General features: G+C 44.2%; 20 protein-coding genes. 8 read left to right on the forward strand and 12 right to left on the reverse strand.

Annotated features, from left to right (window positions below; all coding sequences use genetic code 11):
- Positions 1–3: 3 nt before the first annotated feature.
- The 5 genes from A0256_03805 to A0256_03825 are packed head-to-tail and all read right to left on the reverse strand — an operon-like array spanning position 4 to position 4,803.
- Positions 4–981 (reverse strand): magnesium chelatase, encoded by a 978-nt coding sequence (locus tag A0256_03805; GenBank protein ID AMR30608.1) that lies wholly within the window; start codon positions 979–981, stop codon positions 4–6.
- Positions 971–2,173 (reverse strand): hypothetical protein, encoded by a 1,203-nt coding sequence (locus A0256_03810; GenBank protein ID AMR30609.1) that lies wholly within the window; start codon positions 2,171–2,173, stop codon positions 971–973. Before A0256_03810 ends, A0256_03805 begins: the two co-directional genes overlap by 11 nt.
- Positions 2,170–2,931, reverse strand: a complete 762-nt coding sequence (locus A0256_03815; GenBank protein AMR30610.1) for a hypothetical protein — start codon at positions 2,929–2,931, stop codon at positions 2,170–2,172. Before A0256_03815 ends, A0256_03810 begins: the two co-directional genes overlap by 4 nt.
- 29 nt (positions 2,932–2,960) lie before the next feature.
- Complete coding sequence (locus tag A0256_03820) at positions 2,961–3,863, reverse strand: hypothetical protein (GenBank protein AMR30611.1); 903 nt, start codon at positions 3,861–3,863, stop codon at positions 2,961–2,963.
- Positions 3,850–4,803 (reverse strand): hypothetical protein, encoded by a 954-nt coding sequence (locus A0256_03825; protein AMR30612.1) that lies wholly within the window; start codon positions 4,801–4,803, stop codon positions 3,850–3,852. Before A0256_03825 ends, A0256_03820 begins: the two co-directional genes overlap by 14 nt.
- 97 nt (positions 4,804–4,900) lie before the next feature.
- Between A0256_03825 and A0256_03830 the strand changes: the two genes are divergently transcribed.
- On the forward strand, positions 4,901–5,632 hold the full coding sequence (locus tag A0256_03830) for a hypothetical protein (protein AMR30613.1): 732 nt from the start codon (positions 4,901–4,903) through the stop codon (positions 5,630–5,632).
- A gap of 1 nt (position 5,633) precedes the next feature.
- Here A0256_03830 and A0256_03835 read toward each other — a convergent pair whose 3' ends face one another.
- Positions 5,634–5,927, reverse strand: coding sequence for a hypothetical protein (locus A0256_03835; protein ID AMR30614.1), 294 nt, complete (start codon positions 5,925–5,927; stop codon positions 5,634–5,636).
- Between the two features lie 109 nt (positions 5,928–6,036).
- On the opposite strand from A0256_03835, the gene A0256_03840 reads away from it, so the two are divergent.
- The 4 genes from A0256_03840 (at position 6,037) to A0256_03855 (ending at position 9,125) form a co-directional block, all read left to right on the forward strand.
- Complete coding sequence (locus A0256_03840; GenBank protein ID AMR34420.1) at positions 6,037–7,464, forward strand: L-serine ammonia-lyase; 1,428 nt, start codon at positions 6,037–6,039, stop codon at positions 7,462–7,464.
- 82 nt (positions 7,465–7,546) lie between these two features.
- The gene (locus A0256_03845) at positions 7,547–8,107 is read left to right on the forward strand and encodes a maltose acetyltransferase (GenBank protein AMR30615.1); all 561 of its coding nucleotides are present in this window, start codon (positions 7,547–7,549) and stop codon (positions 8,105–8,107) included.
- Between the two features lie 227 nt (positions 8,108–8,334).
- On the forward strand, positions 8,335–8,523 hold the full coding sequence (locus tag A0256_03850) for a hypothetical protein (GenBank protein AMR30616.1): 189 nt from the start codon (positions 8,335–8,337) through the stop codon (positions 8,521–8,523).
- Between the two features lie 134 nt (positions 8,524–8,657).
- Entirely contained in the window at positions 8,658–9,125 is a 468-nt protein-coding gene (locus A0256_03855) for a hypothetical protein (GenBank protein AMR30617.1), read from the forward strand.
- Between the two features lie 121 nt (positions 9,126–9,246).
- Here the strand turns inward: A0256_03855 and cysM are convergent, their stop codons facing one another.
- Complete coding sequence (gene cysM / locus A0256_03860; GenBank protein AMR30618.1) at positions 9,247–10,119, reverse strand: cysteine synthase; 873 nt, start codon at positions 10,117–10,119, stop codon at positions 9,247–9,249.
- 10 nt (positions 10,120–10,129) lie between these two features.
- The gene (locus tag A0256_03865) at positions 10,130–10,942 is read right to left on the reverse strand and encodes a serine acetyltransferase (protein ID AMR30619.1); all 813 of its coding nucleotides are present in this window, start codon (positions 10,940–10,942) and stop codon (positions 10,130–10,132) included.
- 181 nt (positions 10,943–11,123) lie between these two features.
- Between A0256_03865 and A0256_03870 the strand changes: the two genes are divergently transcribed.
- Both A0256_03870 and A0256_03875 read left to right on the forward strand, forming a co-directional pair.
- The gene (locus A0256_03870; GenBank protein AMR30620.1) at positions 11,124–11,375 is read left to right on the forward strand and encodes a hypothetical protein; all 252 of its coding nucleotides are present in this window, start codon (positions 11,124–11,126) and stop codon (positions 11,373–11,375) included.
- A gap of 225 nt (positions 11,376–11,600) precedes the next feature.
- Positions 11,601–12,422 (forward strand): chloroperoxidase, encoded by an 822-nt coding sequence (locus A0256_03875; protein ID AMR30621.1) that lies wholly within the window; start codon positions 11,601–11,603, stop codon positions 12,420–12,422.
- Between the two features lie 144 nt (positions 12,423–12,566).
- On the opposite strand, the gene A0256_03880 is transcribed toward A0256_03875, so the two are convergent.
- The 3 genes from A0256_03880 to A0256_03890 form a co-directional block, all read right to left on the reverse strand.
- Positions 12,567–13,286, reverse strand: a complete 720-nt coding sequence (locus A0256_03880) for a hypothetical protein (GenBank protein AMR30622.1) — start codon at positions 13,284–13,286, stop codon at positions 12,567–12,569.
- A 264-nt stretch (positions 13,287–13,550) separates the two neighbouring features.
- Positions 13,551–14,144 carry a hypothetical protein gene (locus A0256_03885; GenBank protein AMR30623.1) on the reverse strand — a complete coding sequence of 198 codons (594 nt, stop codon included), beginning with the start codon at positions 14,142–14,144 and terminating at the stop codon, positions 13,551–13,553.
- Positions 14,145–14,785: 641 nt separating this feature from the next.
- Entirely contained in the window at positions 14,786–16,333 is a 1,548-nt protein-coding gene (locus tag A0256_03890) for a hypothetical protein (GenBank protein ID AMR30624.1), read from the reverse strand.
- Between the two features lie 657 nt (positions 16,334–16,990).
- Between A0256_03890 and A0256_03895 the strand changes: the two genes are divergently transcribed.
- A complete protein-coding gene (locus A0256_03895) occupies positions 16,991–17,962 on the forward strand; it encodes an acid phosphatase (GenBank protein AMR30625.1) in 972 nt (323 codons plus the stop codon).
- A 3-nt stretch (positions 17,963–17,965) separates the two neighbouring features.
- Here A0256_03895 and A0256_03900 read toward each other — a convergent pair whose 3' ends face one another.
- Positions 17,966–19,498, reverse strand: a complete 1,533-nt coding sequence (locus A0256_03900) for a hypothetical protein (GenBank protein ID AMR30626.1) — start codon at positions 19,496–19,498, stop codon at positions 17,966–17,968.
- Between the last annotated feature and the right edge of the window lie 103 nt (positions 19,499–19,601).

The following is a 19,601-nucleotide window of genomic DNA, read 5'->3' on the forward strand; positions in this document are numbered from 1 at the left end:
CAGTTATCGTGGGATCTCAATTTTTTGGATGATCTGCGCTATCACATCATCAGGCAATACGCCTTCCATTTCTTTATCCGGCGTAAGCATAATACGGTGTCGCAATACCGGGGCGGCCACTAAAATAATATCATCGGGTGTTACGAAGTCGCGCCCTTTTATAGCGGCAACGGCTTTGGCAGCATTAACAACGGCTAATGATGCTCGCGGCGAACCTCCCAAATATATCGACCTGTTACTACGCGTTTCGTGGATGATCTGCGCAGCAAAGGCCAGGATCTTTGGCTCTACATATAGCGACCGCACCTGCTGCCGTAGCGCCACAATATCTGCAGCACTTAAAACAGGCGCTACATGATTGAGCTGATCGGTGGTTTTTTGCTGGTGCTGTTGCGTTACAATGGCAATCTCATCCTCCAGCGTTGGGTATTTGATCTCTATTTTAAACAGGAACCTATCTAACTGTGCTTCGGGCAAGCGGTATGTACCTTCCTGCTCAACCGGGTTTTGGGTAGCCAGTACAATAAATGGCTCATCCATTTTATAGGTGTGCCCATCAATTGTGATCTGCCGCTCTTCCATCACCTCAAACAGCGCCGACTGCGTTTTTGCCGGTGCACGGTTGATCTCATCGATCAGGATGATATTGCCAAAAACGGGGCCGCGCTTAAACTCAAACCCGCCGTTTTGCGGGTTAAATACGGAAGTACCTAAAACATCCGACGGCATGAGATCCGGCGTAAACTGGATGCGTGAGTATTTAGCATCGATAGCTTTCGCGATCAATTTAGCCGTAAGCGTTTTGGCAACACCCGGCACACCTTCTATCAGGATGTGGCCGTCGGCCAAAATACCGGCTATCACCAAATCTATTACATGCTGCTGGCCTACTATGATCTTAGATAGCGTGGCCTTTATTTTTTCAACGGCACTGCTCAGCTTGCCCAGGTCTGTCCGTTGTTCAAAGTTTTCATTTTCCATAAGAGCCGGATTGGGAATAAAATTTTTCTATTAGTTGGTTGAGTACAATAAGTTCATGATCGGTAATGTGATTTTGCGGCAGCAGGTAATTGATGTGCCTGAGTAATTCGCCTGCAAACATTTCGTTTACACCTGTTTTACCGGCGAATTGGGTAATACTTTCGGGGCTGTAACTATTAGTTTTCAGCCCAAAGTTATTCCGAACGTTCTCCGCAAAATACAGGATCTTTTTTGAGGCGATATTGGCATTATTACGCTGTTCGTAATATACCTTGCCTACCACGGTAACAAATTCCAGCGTAGAATTTTTCAGCGGCTCTACAACGGGAATAATGCGTTGCCTGCGCTTAACTTCATAAACAATAAAAAGAAGCAGGCTTGCCAGTGCCACGTAGTAAGCCCACTGCAGGGCAGGATATTTAAAAAACACCCGCATCGGCGATTCATCCACCGGGATATCATGATTTTGGAACTGATCCCAATAAACATTATCTGCATCTGCAGGGAGGCAGGATAATACCCGGGCTGCATAAGCCGCTCCCTGCGGAGTAAGCAGGCTGTAATTGCTAAACACTAAAGGATCGGCCATCAGGAATAATTTACCCTTACCAAATTGATAGCTGATAAAGTTTGCCTTTCCATCGGAGTTTTGGCCAATAACGGTTGCTTTAGCGGTATCCAGCTTACTAAAGTACGGGTCGCTGATGTGTTTATCAAAATGGTAATCCTTAGCCTGCCTGATTTTGACATTGCTAAAATTAAGACCCGGGCTTTTCTTATTGAAATCGCTTTGGGTATTTAATTTAAGCGTATCGGGGAGCTTTCCGCCTAAATCAAAGGTGCTGATAAATACCGCGTTGCCCGCGCTTATGTATTTCACCATGGCAGTATAGTCCTCTTTGCTGAATGCTACACTTTTAGCGACAATAAAAAAAGTGCTTTTGCCGGCAACACTGTCGGTCACTGTCGAATCGGAAAAAAAGCGGTAGGCCGACCTGTTGCTCCTGTCAATTTCCGCCTCCGGGAAAACATCATTCAGCCGGTTGTACAGCACATAGGTGCCAAAGGGGATCTTATCATTAAAATACAAGGTGCTGCTCCAGTCTACGGGATTGGGGCGGTTGTACTGCGCAATTAGGTATAGAAGGAGGCATGCAGAGGCAACGGCAATATATATTTTAAAATCCTTCATGCCGCTTTGGTTTTAAAACTGCCAAACAATTGGCTTATCCGTTTATAGGATTCGCCGGTTATTAAAAAATCGCCATACCAGGCATACTCAAACTGCAGCGTAAGTTGCTTAAATTCGGCTCGCTGATCTTCATCAGCCAGTTCGCTCACATAGTCGGTATTCGTTTTATCGATCTTCCAATTGATGAGGCCGTTATCACTCAGCTGTTTAAGGCTTCGTAAATACAGCAGGCGCACGGCCAGGCGGTAATTCTTAGCGGCTACTGCTTTTTCTATCTCAGTCTCAAAATTAATTTCATGGATGTTTTCTTCGGAAGTTGTATAGGCCAGCGGACTATAAGCTTTTTTACGAAACAAGCCCAGCATGTTAATCCCTGAAAGTTTCAGGATCAAAAACACAAGGGCAGCCGGACCACCAATAATAAACAGATATTTTAGAATGCGCCAGAACCAGGTAGTTTTGCCGGCATTTTTGCCACCCAGATCGAGCCATTTCCAAAACCAATCCCAAAAGCGTGTCCAAAGCGATGAGCCGGTATAGCCTGCTTCCGCGTATTTAAACTCGGGCCGCTTTTTATAATTTTCAAGCGCGGTGCCGTTTAGTTTGCGCACGTCTACGCTGGTAGTATCTAATACCAGAATTAATTTGGCTTTTGATTTGGTTTTGACGGTAACTGTATCAACCGCCCGTTTAAGTTTTGGCACCTTTTGCCCGGCAGTAGTATCAGGCCCGGCAAAAAGCACGCAAGTCGTCAGCATGAAAATAAACAGGCAGGCAGTTTTCAGCATTAGTACTCCTCGGTTGGCTGGTCTGGCTGGGTATTGTGCTCGCCGAATTTATTGATCCGGTCCAGCAGGCTGGTACCCTCTTTTGTCTCCGCAAGGTTAAAGTAACAAAGGCAAAAACCGATGGTAGGGATCATCAGCAGAATTTGCAAAAATTGCTGCAAAACGGCCGATAATATAATGGTGACCAGTGATAATTGAGGCATAGCCTGCCCCGGCTTTAAAATGGCCTGCAAAACGTTAACCGCCTGCGCCGGGATACTGACTACGGCCATCATGATGTAAGCGATAAGCCACAAAACAAATACGCTTCCAGCAGTTACCCACCAGTTATTGCTAATAAGGCTAAACGCACGACTAAAAGCAAAACTAAAGCTGCCATTCTCAATGATCATGATCGGAAAGATCAAACCAAAGATAGGAAACAGCCAGATTCCTGGTGCCAAACAAAGAATAAAGCCAATACCTAATAATACCCAGGTTACAAAAGCAGCCAGGATTGTACGCAGAAAATAGTACTTAAAGTAGGCCCAAACCTCCTCCGTGCTCGGTGCAATACTGCCCTTATGCTTATAAAGGCTTACAAAACAGGTTACAATTGTAATGTTTGCACAATAGCCCAGCACGCCAAATATAAATAAACCAACTAAACTCAGCCACATATTTGATAAGCCACTAAAGGTTGTTGGCCCCTGCCTCATAATCTCGTTTTGCAAACTCATTATCTTATACTGGCTCAGTGTGGTGGCCAGTATGCCTGCTATCATAAAAAATCCGCAGAATACGAAAAAGTTCTTTACCAGGCTTTTAAAGTTCTGGCGAATAAAACCAAAGGTGTCAGCAACTATTTCACCAAAATCACGCGGTTTAGCCAGTTCGATATTCGGTTCTTTATAAGGTTCCATATTGTGTTCTATTAAGTTTACGGGGGTAGATGATTACATACCAAATAATAAAGCAGGCCGAAGATGCCAAAATACCGATGCTTAGCCACAGTGGCATTTTGGTATGGCGGGTTACAAAACCCTCAAGAAATGCGGCCGTAATAAATATTGGTATCAGCCCTACAGCAATCTTCATACTATCGGCGGCACCTTTCTTTAGAGACACCAACCGGGTATAGGTTTTAGGGAACAAAAAGCTGTTGCCCAATACCAGCCCAGCCGCACCGGCAATAACAATTGCCGAAATTTCCAGCGTGCCGTGAATCCAGATCACCAGCACCGATTGCATCCCAAGGCCCTTGCTAAAAAAATAATATTGAAAAGCGCCCAGCATTACACCGTTATTGAAGAGTTCATAAATGGACCCTACCGAAAATATGATCCCGAAGGCATAAGTGCGCAACGATACATAGATGTTATTAACGGCAATCATAAAAAACATTGAAAACTCCGATTCTGAATTATAGACACCAAACGGTTCGCCGCGGGCAATGTTGGCATTGGTTGTATCCACGTAGCCATCGCCCATGATCAGCCGCACAAAATCTTCATCGTACATGGCTGATAATATCCCGATGAGTACAAAAACCATAAAAAAGCAAAAGGCATAAAGCAATTGCTTGCGGTAAGTGTAAAACAGCAGCGGTAATTCATATTTCCAAAACGTAACGAACCGGTTGCCTTTTTCCGTTCTGTTTTTATAAATGGATTGATGGAACCGCCCGGCCAGGCCGTTTAAATAAACCGTAGTTTTTGATTTTGGGTAGAAGGTTTTGGCGTAGGCCAAGTCATCGGTTATCTGGATAAAGCTGTCTGCAAGTTCGTCTGGGTCGCCTGTTGCAGATTGGTCAAAGCGTTCCCACTTTTTGGCGTTCTGCTTTACAAAAATGGGTTCGCGCATTAGTGGTTCAGGGCGTTTTTAATATGGCGTTAAAATAATTACAAAAGTTTTATAATTCAACAAAAAACCAGCAAATTGACCATATATATTTCTTAACATGCAAACCATCCGTATCACTACATCCCAAAACATCGATATCGACTATGAACTGGCCGGCCTGGGAGAACGGCTCGTAGCCAGTATTATCGATTTCGGGATTTTTTTTGTGATCTATCTCTCCACTATCATTTTAGGGATTAGCCTCAACATGGCGGATGCATTGGGGATGGTGTTGATTATTCTTTACGCCGTACTATACGTTTTTTATGATCTTGCCTGCGAGCTATTCATGAACGGGCAATCCGTTGGCAAAAAAGTGATGAAAATTAAAGTAGTAAGCCTTGATGGCGCGCAACCCCGCCTAAGCCAGTACATTTTACGCTGGCTGTTCAGGATCATTGACTTTGGTATCACCTTCGGGGCTGTGGCCCTGGTGGTTGCAGCCATCAGCGAAAAAGTGCAGCGCGTAGGCGACCTGGTTGCAGGTACCATACTTATAAAAACCCAGCCCCGCACAAATTTGACCCAGCTGGCCTTTATGCCCGCCTACGATGGATATGAGCCTGTTTTTGCATCGGCCGGGCAACTGAGCGAAAAAGATATAGAACTGGTGAATGAGGTCATCAATACCTACTCAAAAACGCAAAACAATGTAGTGGTATATAACATGGCTTACCAGATAAAGCAGCATTTAAATATCAGTACCCCGCCCGAGATGAATGATATGCGTTTCCTGCAAACCATTTTGAAAGATTATAGCCACCAGGTAGCACATTCGGAAATGTTGTAGCTTAACCCGGTAAGCTTAAAAGTTTTATACTGTAGCTTATTAGGATTATACCAGCCAACGTTAGATAAATTCCGTTTTTTATTACACTAATATATTTGAGTGGCACCTTGGTTTGAATGATTAGAAAAACTGCGGCAGCCAATATGGGTATGGTTGCTGGGTACAAATGCACACTATCCCGCAGGTTGCCAGCAAGCAGCGCCAAAACCGATCGCTGAAAACCACAGCCAGGGCAATCGATACCCGTAAAATATTTAAAGGGGCAGGTGAGCAAATGGGCGTTGAGCCAATCCATCGTTTTTTATTTTGAGCTGTTATTAACTTTGGTTTAAGTTATAAAACCATCCGCGATAATTAAACACTAATAAAATATTTATTCTGTGAGTATGAGTAGTTTTGTGCCGATGCAAAGAGAGCAAATTTCGGTTTTTGATATGTTTAAGATAGGCATTGGCCCATCGAGTTCGCATACGCTTGGCCCCTGGCGGGCCGCCCAGCAGTTTGTGCAGCTTTTACAGGAGCAAGACGTATTAACGCTTGTTGCCGAAGTAAAGGTTTTGCTTTACGGCTCGCTGGCAAAAACCGGCCGCGGCCATGGCACCGATATCGCTATCCTGCTTGGCCTGAGCGGTGACGACCCCGTAACCTTTGCTGTGGACCAGATAAATACCAAAATTGGGCAGATCAATTCCAGGCGCAAACTGCACTTAGGAGGGGTGCAAGAGATCAGCTTTCAATTTGATGAGGATATGCTGTTCCTGTACACCGAAAGCCTTCCTTTTCATCCAAATGCCGTCACCTTCCAGGCTTTTTTAAACAATGGCGAAGGCGTATCGGCTACGTATTATTCCATTGGTGGCGGGTTCGTCGTAAAAGAGGGTGGCCAAAGTCATCCTAAAGCAGAGGTAGATCTTCCCTTCCCGGTAGATACGGCCGGAGATCTTTTACATTGGTGCCTTAAAACGGGACTCAAAATTTCGGAAGTGGTAGCCGAGAACGAACTGGCCTGGCGAAGCGAAGCTGAAACACGCAACGGTGTGCTGCAAATATTCAACGTGATGACCGAATGCATGTATCGCGGCAGCCATACCCCCGGCAACCTCCCAGGCGGCCTAAATGTTGGCCGCCGTGCATCCAAATTAAATCAACGCCTGTTGGGCAACCGTACCTATAGCAACTATACCGAGTGGGTGGCTGCTATCCGGGAAACCGGCAGCAGTTTCCAGAATATTTTAGATTGGGTAAGCTGCTTTGCACTTGCCGTTAACGAGGAAAATGCCAGCTTTGGCAGGGTAGTTACAGCGCCCACCAATGGCGCAGCGGGCGTTATCCCGGCTGTACTGCAATACTTTATTTGCTTTTGCGATGGTTACGACGAGGATAGCATTATGCAGTTTATGCTTACCGCATCAGAGGTTGGCAGCATTTTCAAAAAGGGGGCTACCATATCCGCCGCTATGGGTGGCTGCCAGGCAGAGATCGGCGTATCATCAGCCATGGCAGCAGCAGCTTTAACCGAAGTATTGGGTGGCAGCCAGCGCCAGGTATTAATGGCCGCAGAAATTGCGATGGAGCATCACCTCGGCCTTACCTGCGATCCGATAGGCGGGTTAGTGCAGGTACCCTGCATCGAACGTAATACCATGGGTGCCATCAAAGCAATCACGGCTACGCAGCTAGCCCTGCAAAGCAACCCGGACAAAGCAAAAGTAAGCCTTGATGCGGTGGTACGTACCATGTGGCAAACCGCACTGGATATGAATTCTAAATACAAGGAAACATCCGACGGAGGGTTAGCTATTAATATCCCGATCAGTTTGCCGGAGTGCTAGGGAGGGATCGTCCGGTTTGATTGTAAAGAAGATATTAGCATATTGCAAAAGGTAACATTGTCTTACTAATCAAAACAAATCAATGACCCAACAAAAAACCGAACTCCAAAAAATGCTTGACGGCGAACTTTACATCGCCAACGATCAGCAGCTAAGCAACATGCGTGCAAATGCCCGTACGTTAATGGCGCAATACAACCAAATGATAGCCGAGCCACTGGAACCTCGCGTAGCGGTTTTGCAACAGCTGCTCGGTAAATGCAGCACGCTGGATATTCAGCCACCCTTTTATTGTGATTATGGCGCGCACATCCGTGTGGGCGAAAACTTCTTTATGAACTTCAATTGCGTGATACTGGATTGCGCCATGGTGACCATCGGTGATAATTTTATGGCTGGCCCATGTGTGCAGATCTACACGGCTTATCACCCGGTTATCGCCAGCGAGCGCATCAAAGGTCCGGAACTGGCCAAACCCATTACTATTGGCGATAACGTTTGGATAGGCGGCGGTGCTATCATTTGCCCCGGCGTAACTATTGGCAGTAATACCACTATTGGTGCGGGTGCGGTAGTAACAAAAGATATCCCGGATAATGTGTTTGCCGGCGGCAATCCCTGCAAGGTGATCCGTACGCTTTAACGGCAGGGGATTATCAAGCTACTATCGAGCTGGTTAAGTAGAAGGCAACCTCTGTACGATCGTTTAAGAGATATATTGAATTGTAAAAAAGTGTTAAAACAGGGTTTAAATGCAATATATTTAAACAACACGGGTTATTATAACATACCGGAAAGCTACTGCCCCTGGCCCCGGAGTTTAAGGTTTAATTTTAAATTAAAACGTAAAAATCTACTATGAACAGTTTAATGACAGGCGTTTTCAGCCGGCTTTTCACCATCAATTTTAAGAAAGAGAATGAAGTAACCTACTGGGCAAATAAATGGGGCATTACCCCTGCCCGGCTCAAAATGGCAGGCAGAAGATCTGTTAACAACACCGTAGCTGCCGTATACAACACGCTGATTCAGTTGGGTTATTTGGAGGTTGGGTATTAAGAAATAGTTTTTGAGATTTTTGTTTGCGCCTGCTTTTATTTAGCGCCCGAGCATATCGATATTTATGTCTCGCATATGTTTAAACCCGAAAATAAAATAATTCCTATCTTTCGGCCCAAATTAAAAATACCGCCATGCAAGAGCCCAACGCGTTAAACCAAGTCGCCGAATTTCATAAAACGTTTAAACACCCGGTGGTTGACGGCCCGGCCATCCCCTCTCCGGAACGTTGTGCCTTGCGTGTATCCTTACTAGCCGAAGAGGTAAAGGAACTACAGGAAGCTATCGCCGATAACAACCTGGTGGAGATTGCCGATGCGCTTTGCGATATACAATACGTATTGGCAGGTGCAATACTTGAGTTTGGACTTGGCGAAAAATTTAAAACTTTGTTTGATGAGGTGCACCGTTCTAACATGAGCAAGGCCTGCAAAACTATTGAAGAAGCTCACCAAACTATAGCGCATTATAAAGCTAAAGATGGCAGCGAAGCACATTATAAAGAAGAAGAGGATTTGTTTTTAGTGTACCGCACACAGGATAACAAAACGTTAAAATCCATCAATTATTCCCCGGCAGATCTGGGCGGGATCTTATTGTAAATTTTTACCCTTCTAAAGTGCCCGAACTTTTGTGTTCGGGCTTGTTCGGGGCTGTTCGGATTGTTTAGGGACGGTTTACCTAGTTTGCGCGCGAACGCGAACAAGGTTCACCAGCTTGTGATCATCCAAACAAATCGCTGCTTAAATACCTGTCGCCCCTGTCGCAGGCAATAAACACGATGGTGCCGCTCTCCAGTTCTTCCGCAAGTTTCAGCGCCGCAGAACATGCCCCGCCACTACTCATGCCCGCAAACAAACCCTCTACACGGGCCATTTTGCGGCTCATTTCGGTAGCAACGGCCTGGTCGATATCCATTATCCGGTCTACCCGGCTTGGGTCGAAGATCTTTGGGAGATATTCCTGAGGCCAGCGGCGGATGCCGGGGATAGAAGAGCCCTCGGTTGGCTGGCAACCAACAATCTGGATCTCCGGATTCATCTCCTTTAAATATTTTGAGCAGCCCATAATGGTACCGGTAGTCCCCATTGAGCTTACAAAGTGGGTAACGCCACCTGCAGTATCGCGCCAAATTTCCGGACCAGTAGTTTTATAGTGCGCCATATAGTTATCACTGTTGGCAAACTGGTTCAGCACATAATATTCGCCCGATAGCCCTCTTTCATCTGCATAATCCCTGCAGGCTTCTATACTTTCCAGCAAGGTAACCTTAGCGCCAAACGCTTCCATGGTAACCTTACGCTCCCGGGTTGAATTTGATGGCATAACCAGTTCAATTTCCAAATCAAATAGAGCAGCTATCATCGCCAGGGCTATTCCGGTGTTACCGCTGGTGGCTTCTACCAGTTTCATCCCGGGCTTAATTTCTCCGCGCTCTATCGCACTCCTGATCATATTCAGCGATGCGCGGTCTTTAACACTGCCGCCTGGATTATTGCCCTCCAGTTTGGCAAAAATCCGCACGTTGGGGTTGGGGTTTAGTTTGGTAAGCTCCGCCAGCGGCGTATTTCCAATTAGATCTATAATGCCTGCCATAGGTTGTAAGCTATAAAAGTTCGTTGAGGGTACGCACGTTAATATTTGGTGAGTGGTAAACGGTAGAGTATGGCGCTATGCTTTGCGTAAGCCAAACATTACCGCCAATGGTACAATCATGCCCGATCACAGTATCACCGCCCAAAATGGTGGCCCCGGAGTAGATCACCACATGATCTTCCACCGTTGGGTGCCGCTTGCTACCTGCATGATGCTTATGAACGCTCAGCGCCCCAAGCGTAACACCCTGGTAAAGCTTTACATGGTTGCCAATAACGGTAGTTTCACCGATAACGATCCCGGTACCATGATCGATATAAAAATACTCGCCAATTTGAGCAGCGGGATGAATATCAATACCGGTTTTGGAGTGGGCATATTCCGTTAATATGCGCGGAACCAACGGTACGCCATAGTCAGACAAGATATGCGCCATACGGTAAAAGCAAATGGCGAAAAAACCCGGATAGGTGCGCACAACCTCAAATTCGTTATGCGCAGCGGGATCACCTTCATAAATCGACTGGATATCGGTATTTAATGTACGATAGAGTTCGGGAAGTTCATCGAAAAAACGTTCTGACAGCGGATCGGCAACACCAGATGCACAACCCGTTGCCAGGCAAATTATTTCGCGCAGCTCTCTTTGCAAGCCAAGCGCATAGGTCTTAAGTTCCTGCGGATCTGCAAAGCCATTGTTGGCAACCTCCGGATACAACAAGCCTATAACATTCAGCGCCCAATGTGCTATTGCTTTATTAGGCGGAACGTTCTTATTATGATTTGGCTTCTCAAATAAATGCCGGTAAAAATCATCATTCATGGTATAGGGTAATTGGGCTTTTTTTGTTGTAAAACCAACAGCTGTTGCCGCAGCGGAGGTTCTCTATACAATAATCGACAGTCGACACTAAAGTTTTGTTTGCAAAAAGCAATCTTGATAAATAATAGGTACAAAATAGGCATTCACAACCATTATATTCGTGTTTGATAAAACGATATTTATGAACTCGAAAATATTCTCTTACAAAGTAGAAGGCATACTACTGGGTGTAGAAAAAGACAACCTGAAAACAAGCCCAAATTTCGACAGGAAGGCGATTATAGAGCAACTGAAAACTTTATTTGCATCAGACAATTTTAAGCCTGACGAACGGACACTTAGCTTTAAAATAAAAGATGGGCAACTTTTTATAGAAGGCCTGGCTACCGAGACTGAAGCGCCAAAGACTATCGGTTTTTTTAGCGGTAAATAACAACCTCGCTTTGCTCCAATTTTTACAATCATTCAGCTTTTTTTGGTGATGATATTGCGGGCGGTTTTGTAAATTAGCCATTCAAACTGGCGATGTCTCACCCTTAGGCCATTTGAATTAGCGTTGGCTAATTCAAGCCGTTTTTGAAGTTACTTCCTGTTTATAAACGGGAAAACGCATCTTGAAGAATTTTTCCAAAATTTTCACTATCATAATTAAAACACCATGAGCAAAATCACAGTAAAAGACGGAACCGAAATTTATTACAAAGACTGGGGAACCGGCCAACCCATTGTTTTTCATCACGGCTGGCCATTATCTGGAGATGACTGGGATGGGCAGATGATGTTCTTTCTTGAGCATGGCTACCGGGTTATAGCACATGACCGCCGGGGCCACGGCAGATCTACCCAAACTGCGGTTGGCAACGATATGGACACCTACGCTGCTGATGTAGCCGAACTGACTGAGTTTCTGGATCTGAAAGACGCCATACACGTTGGCCATTCAACCGGCGGCGGTGAAGTGATTCGTTATGTTGCCAAATACGGCAAAGGGCGCGTGGCAAAAGCTGTACTCATTAGTGCGGTTACGCCGACAATGGCAAAATCCGAAAGTAATCCGGATGGCGTACCGATGGCAATATTTGATGAGATCCGTGAGCATACTGCAACACAACGCACCCAATACTTTCAAGATTTTACGATTCCTTTTTATGGTTACAACCGCGAGGGTGCAAAAATATCACAGGGCGTAAAAGACAATTGGTGGCGCCAGGGTATGATGGGCGGCATCAAAGCGCACTATGATTGTGTAAAGGCTTTTTCAGAAACCGACTTTACGGAGGATTTAAAAAGCGTAGATGTGCCTGTGCTGGTACTCCATGGGGAAGACGACCAGATAGTACCGTTTGAGCTCACCGGAGCGAAAGCAGTAAAATTGGTTAAGGATGGCAAACTTATTTCATACCCAGGTTTTCCGCACGGCATGCCAACTACTGAAGCTGCTACCATTAATAAAGATCTGCTGGAATTTATAAAAGGATAATTCATCGGCAATTGCTAAAAAAAAAGCTGCCTCGCATTAGCCGGCAGCTTTTTTTTGTACTTGGTTTTTGTTGTACCAACCTTGCATCGAGCACTATTTCTTGATTAGTGGATACAGATTTTTGCTGCCCGGTTAGCTCAACAATTATTCTTTCCTGAAATAAGCATGGTTATATTGGTTACCGAACAGGCAGATGATCTGTTCCGGCTTATCAGCAAAAAACTCATCATAGGCTAGCTTTACGCCCGGGTTAATATCAAGCCCGTCGGCATTTTCTGCTTTATCGTAATAATCCATTAAGATGCAAATAGCCCCTTTTGGCATACGCGGATAGATACTTGCGAAACAATGCAGCATTACCGCCTTATGCTCAAATTTATCTCCCCCATAACCGCAATCGATGTGTACAAAAGCAATTTCGGCAGGCAGTTCATCAGGCAGGGTGGTTTTAAAATCACCTTTATGGATAACGGGGAGTTTAAGTCCGGCTTTCTTAAAATTCAGCTTCAATTCATCTTCTACACTTCCTTTATGTTTAAAGCTGGCGAAGAAGCTATCGTAAAGGTGCAATTGTTTTTTAGACTGCCGTTGTTCTATTACTTTCTCAAACAAAACGGCACACTGCCCCGTGAAACAGCCCAATTCAATCACATCGCCGGGGATACCGCTCATTATCACTCCATCTAATAAATGGTAGTAATTGATACGCTGCTCCACGGTGTTCATATCTACGCTGGTATCAAGTTGCTGTATCTGGTAGCCCGTTTTAAGAAAGCGTAAACCTTTATTAGCAATATCTATCAATGCTGATTTTTTGCGTTGATGTACAGAAAACGGCTGTGTAGTAATGAAATGATTGTTCATAAGGTCGGATTAACTACCCAAATTTAATTATTGTTCGCAATTAAAAAATAATATATCGCAGCAAGGTGCAGATAAATAAATAGCATAGACAGCCATCGGAAAAGCAATGGCTGGCAGATTTAAAATAATCCTAACTGATTAAAACGAGCGTAGGACCAGATATACTAAACGCACGCTTACGGGCATAGCAAACGTTAAATAAACGAGCATAAAAAATGCCGCCCGGATGCGGGCAGCTTTTGCAAATATTTGTTAAACTTTTTATTAGATAGCAGTGATTTGCTTGGTTGTAACAACCGCATTTTTATTTTCGAACAGTTGTGTTACCGCGAGGTTATTGCGGGTAACATTTTGGTCAACTTCGCGGTTCAGGTTAAATTCTCCAGCAACCCCATTGATTTCTGCTTTAGCATTGTTCCTTACCAGCAAATTCAATTTAAAAGCATCGAGGCTTAAGTTTGCAAGGGCGTTATCATGCAGGTCTACACTAAATTCTATTTTAGCCAGTGTACCGAAAGATTTGATCTGTGCGTTATCATATAATGATACCGATCGAAGGTCTTTAGCCTTTACCCAGATAATTAATTTTTCGCTTTTGTAAGAAGAAATGCGCAATACGCCACTCTTGTTTTGTATAAGTGCGCCTTCAGTATAATACTTATTATAAACCTTTATCATGTCGGCAGGTGCATCTGTCACAAAAAGCGTTACGTTGCCGTGAACTTCTATGCTGTTGATAGAGCCCACATCACCTAATATGGTAAATGCGTCGTCGTTTATGGTATTAGCGTAGGTTGATTTGAATGATCCTGAGGCAATAATAATTGTTGCGATAAGGAATAAATTTTTAATTTTCATTGTGTGTGTTTTTTATTTGGGCTTCTTCGTCAATTGTATTAACCGCTTTAAATACAACTAAATTAAAGGGACTTTTGCTCCATCATCGGGCAGTACTTTTACCCCTTTTAATTCTCTGCAAAGGTGAAATTAAATTAGCATCCACACATCATCTTAGTGTAATAAATACACTAATGAATAAAATCAAAATTTTTTGATTTAAAAATCATAAAACCCTATTTTAAAGCTATTTACAATTGCAAGAAAACAAGAAAAATCTATTTCACTTACTTAAAATCTGTTTACTCCAGAACTTTGAACAAAATTTGGCGGCGTAAAAAACAGGCTTGTCGAAAGGTTTTTCTGCCGCCGTCTCAAGTAAAAACGTTACTTTTCTCTCTTGGCTGTGGCAATAAATTGGCTTATCAACTTAAACAAGATAATTATCTTGTGCGTTAGCAATAAAATCAACACATCGCCTGTCTTCTTGCAAAACACAACCAAAGAAAAGCTGACGCCTCCAAGTCTCCTAACAAGAATGTTTCTGATGATGCCAATGCATATTTGAAAAGATCCCAGATGCTGGTATTTCAAAATAATTCCCTTTAACAATTGGTATTCGACATACCCGCAAGGCCTACGCCTGCGCTGATTAAGGGCAATTAACTTTGTAGCGGAGGAGGTATTTCCATCAATATGCCGGAGAAGGCTTTATTTTCAATCGGTTCTTCTGAAGATACTTTACCGATAGCTCTTAACCAGACCAACTTCCCATCATTAAATCGTTTTTGACAATAAATAATGTCATACTGCCCACCTTCATCTACCGCCTTATTGATAGCATCTATAACAGCCTGCCTATACTCGGCTGTAACCTGCTCAATTCCTTTTTCATAAGGCATAGGGTATTCTCTGTCCCATCCTGTTATTTTTGCAAACATAGGATTGTATTTCACGGTATTGTACTTCATATTAAATGACCATATGCCAATATTTGCTGCCGACACAGCCAGCCGCAATATCGTTTCAGACTCCTCTAACTTTTGGCGGGCTATCACATGTTCCGTTATATCAATAGCAACAACGTAAATACTATCAGTTATGCCAGGCACCAATTGTATGGGTTGGTAAACCATATCATAGTAGCGCGGCTGCAAAATTCCGTCAAAAATTAGCATTGCCCGTAATTCCGGATTGCTGTAAGGCTTTCCAGAAGTCCTCACCTCATCTAACATCCTGATGAAAGACTGGCCTCTCAATTCGGGCACTGCTGTAGTCAATGGCTTATTGATCACAGGATTAATTTTGCCCCAGTAGTCCATTATTTTTTTATTCGCTATTTCTATAATATAATCTGGTCCGCGTAAAAAGGCAATGGCGACAGGTGCATTGTCAATTAACTTCCGCTGTTTTGCTTCACTTTGAAAAAGCTTCTTACTTCGCTCAAAAACGCGTTGTTCCAAATCGCGGTTAAGGGCTTCGAGTTCACCTTTTGTTCTAATCAGTTCGTCATGGCTCTCTGTTATATTTTCCAGCGCGGCACTTAGTTTTACGTTGGTTGAAGCGAGGTCTTCTGCCATCGTCAGCTCCTTCATAATGGCCTGCTCAATGGCATCCTGATGCACCATTCTTTCGGTGATGTTTTTTGTGTTCACTACTAAGTATTTACAAACGCCGCTGTAGATCACGGGTACAATCCTCATATCCCACCAACAAACGGAATCCATATTTGGCAATGCCGACGGTATATTATATTGCAAGGGTTTCATCTCAACTATTTTTTGCGAATAGATGGCTTCATGAAAAGCTTCCAGCAAAAGCGTTGGCCCCAAGCCACCTGCGTTTTTTGGACTAAACACTTCCCACAAGGTTAAACCGGTTATCTCCCTATTGGCTGTATTAGTGGCTTCCAAATAAGCGCTGTTTTGGGCAAGGATGGTAAAATCCGGCGCATTAGCTTTTAAAACAACCGTTGCCACAGGCGTTTCCAACAATAATTGCAGCAAGGGATCTTTTAAGACTTCCACATCCGCACTACTATCTATCGATACCGCGTTGAGATGTAGTTGGCAGAATGCATCCCAACCAATGTAGCCACAAAAAACAGCAAGCGCGTTAAGCGTAAAAAGTGATGGGTTGAATTTACTCTCGGCGAAGCCATACAGCCTTTTTAGGGTAGTTTCGCTTATCCCTAACTTGGTATTTGACATGATCAAAAATGAAATTGTGCGACAATCCATTGGCGACACGGCAGTGATTCCAGCTGCGGAGAGCGTAAGAGATTTTATCGCTTCAAGGCAGCGACTATTGACAGTGGCATTCATCGTGCGGGCATCATTAATAAATTAATAAAACAATTTAATAACCAGCAATGAAAACAAAATATGTCCGGATACAGTGGGGATCAGCATCCGGTAAGGTTTGCGAAACATACAGGTTGTCCATTAATAAGTAAATATTAATAATAGGCTATGAAGTAATACTTTTTAAATAAAAAATGTTTCAAGTATTAAACTTTTTATTAACTCAAAAAAGGCGTTAGGATTTGTATCGCTTTTAAGAAATTGGGTTTAACTTTTGTGGCGGATAAATGCAGCAAAATCAAACGCTACAGTTGCGACAAATGCATTCAATTTTTGGTAGTCTGCACGGCTGCGGATGTCATCTTATTTCATTTGATCAGCTTTGTTGTTTTAGGTAATCAGCTATTACCGCTTTATGGCAGAACTGCACCAGTTCGTAACAATTAAAATACACCGCTACGCTATTATTAATGTTGCGGTAACATAAACGTGAAACGCTTCACGGAGATTTGAGCCAGTATAAGCAATTTGAGCTTTCTTCTATATATCAAATATACCCCACGCATGAAACGCAGAGATTTTGTAAAGCAAACCACCCTAACTACCCTTGGCGCATCGTTAATAGCACCGCTCAGCGCACTAGCCGGCCCCGCAGTTACTCATCTCGATAGTGACGACCTTTCGCCCAGTGCATCGCTTAAAAACGGCTACCCTTTAAATTTCCTGGCTATTGGAGATTGGGGCCGCAATGGCGAATTCGACCAAACAGAGGTGGCCAAACAAATGGGCTTATGGGCAGCTACTAATCCTAACAATTTTGTAATCTCTGTGGGTGACAATTTTTATCCGCTAGGGGTGATAAGCGAGAATGACCCGTTGTGGCATTACTCTTTTGAAAGCATCTATACAGCGCACTCCCTGCAATGCGACTGGTACCCCATATTAGGCAATCATGATTATGGCGCTGACCCCGATGCACAAATCCGCTACGGCAAAATAAGCCGCCGGTGGAAAATGCCTGCACGCTATTACACCAAAGAAGTGGCCCTGGCAAAAGATGCCAAAGCTTTGTTTGTAATGATCGATACCGACCCCTTTCTTTTTGAGAGCAAGAAGGATTACGTGGCCGAACAGATGGCCTGGCTCAACAACACCCTTGCCAATGCAACTGCCGATGTAAAATGGAAAATTGTGGTTGGGCACCACCCCTATTATACCGTTGGCCCGCGTATGAAAAATTATGATACGCTAACTTTGCGCAAAGCTATGACCGATGTTTTTGAAAAGCACAAAGTAGATGTTTACCTCTCCGGGCATGATCATTCCCTGCAGCACCTTAAACCGGATGGTTATACGCACCAGTTTATATCCGGTGCAGGTTCTGAACTTACTCCTGTCACTACCGGAATTCCGTACAGCCGCTTCGCAGCATCAGAACATGGCTTTATGTACTTTTCAGTAAGTGCTAATAGCTTTAAAGTAAGTGCGATTAACATGGCGGGCAAGGTGCTGTATGAAACGGAGCTTAAGAAGTAAAAACTACTTACCTGCATTCACCACTGCCTCCGGCCAATCATCTGTTCTAAACGGTACTGCAGGCAAGTCTACTCCGTTTTGCAAATTAGTTGTTGGGTAATTGGTGAATGCATACCGAACCGCCACCGGATGTTTTACAGATTTGCAGGTTAATATGATAGTATTGCCTTCTATACGCGCATCGGCATAGTGGAATACCTGGTCGGTATCGGCTACAAAGAAATGGCGCGGTACTTGTCCGTCATTAGTTTTCAGGCCACCTGCCATAGTGCCTTCGCCAAAATAAATGATAGCTTGATGCCTGGTAAATATGGCATGGTGATAATGCGGACCAAGGTAAGCCACATCCTGCATATCGTACGTACGGTTAAGGGCGGTATAGGCCAGTCTTAAGCCAACCGGCTTTTTATTTTTGGGGTGGATATCGTCCTTGTCTCCTATATCCATCGTTACCACCATAGCAGTATTGGAGCGTTTAGCAATCTTCTCCTGTGCTTCGCGGAAGAAAGCACAATCATTGAGGGTAGAATCAAGTTTTCCGTACGCATGCGGCGCAACCTGTACATAGTAAAAAGGCAGGCTGCCTTGTGCAAAGCTTTTGCGCCAGCTTTCAATCAGGGTATAATTGAGTTTTACGTACTCGTCGCGCTGCTCGCGGTTAGATTCGCCCTGGTACCAAAGAATGCCTTTGATTGACAAATTAAAGAAGGGGTAGATCATCGCATTGTATATGAGATAAGGGTAGGAGGTAGTACTCCAGCTAAAACCATTCAGTTGATTGTTCTTGTAGGCATCGGTTTTGTAAAAGGGTTCCAGATATTTTGCCTTCAGTACCGAATCGGCCTCCAATACATCACGAGCCACGTATGCCTGGGTTACAGACCCGCCGATGCCCGAGTAGATAACACCGATCGGAATATCCAGCCGTGCCTGGATCTCATTGGCAAAATAATAGCCAACAGCGCTAAAATCTTTTAAAGTTTTCGGGTTACATTCGGCCCATCTGCCCGCGATGGTATCAACCGTTACCGACTTCCAATTAAAGTTAACCGACAACAGCCGGATATACGGGTTATTTACCGAATCGATCTTTTTGGCACCGTCCACCAAATCCCGCATGGGGAACTGCATGTTAGACTGCCCGCTGCAGAACCACACATCGCCGATGAGCAGGTTTTGCAGCACTACTTTATTGGGCCCGGAGATTACGGTTAGCCTTTGCTTGGTGTAGTCGCCTTTTTTAGCAGCCGGAACATTAATGATCCCGAGGAAGTTTTTAGCACTATCAGCCATAACGGTCACCGGCTCATTCAGCCAGCTTGCTTTAATGGTTACCACTTTTCCGGCCGGTGCATGTCCCCAAACTTTAAATGGCTTGTTCTGCTGCACCACCATGCTGTTTTGCAAGGCATCGGTAATGATCAGGCCCGCTGTGGTGTCCCGGGAGATGGTCGATTGTGTGGGATACTTCGCAAAAACGAAAACAGGCAAGGTTACAAAAAGCAATAACAGCTTGAATTTAGCATTAGTCGGCATGAATGATTGGTTGAAGTAATCAATCGAAATTAAATAAAAAAATCGATTTAGCAAATGGTGGAACTAAAAGGATCTTTTAAATCAGGCCACAAAATAATGAGCG

The sequence above is a fragment of the Mucilaginibacter sp. PAMC 26640 genome, from assembly GCA_001596135.1.
In the GTDB taxonomy this organism is placed as follows: domain Bacteria; phylum Bacteroidota; class Bacteroidia; order Sphingobacteriales; family Sphingobacteriaceae; genus Mucilaginibacter.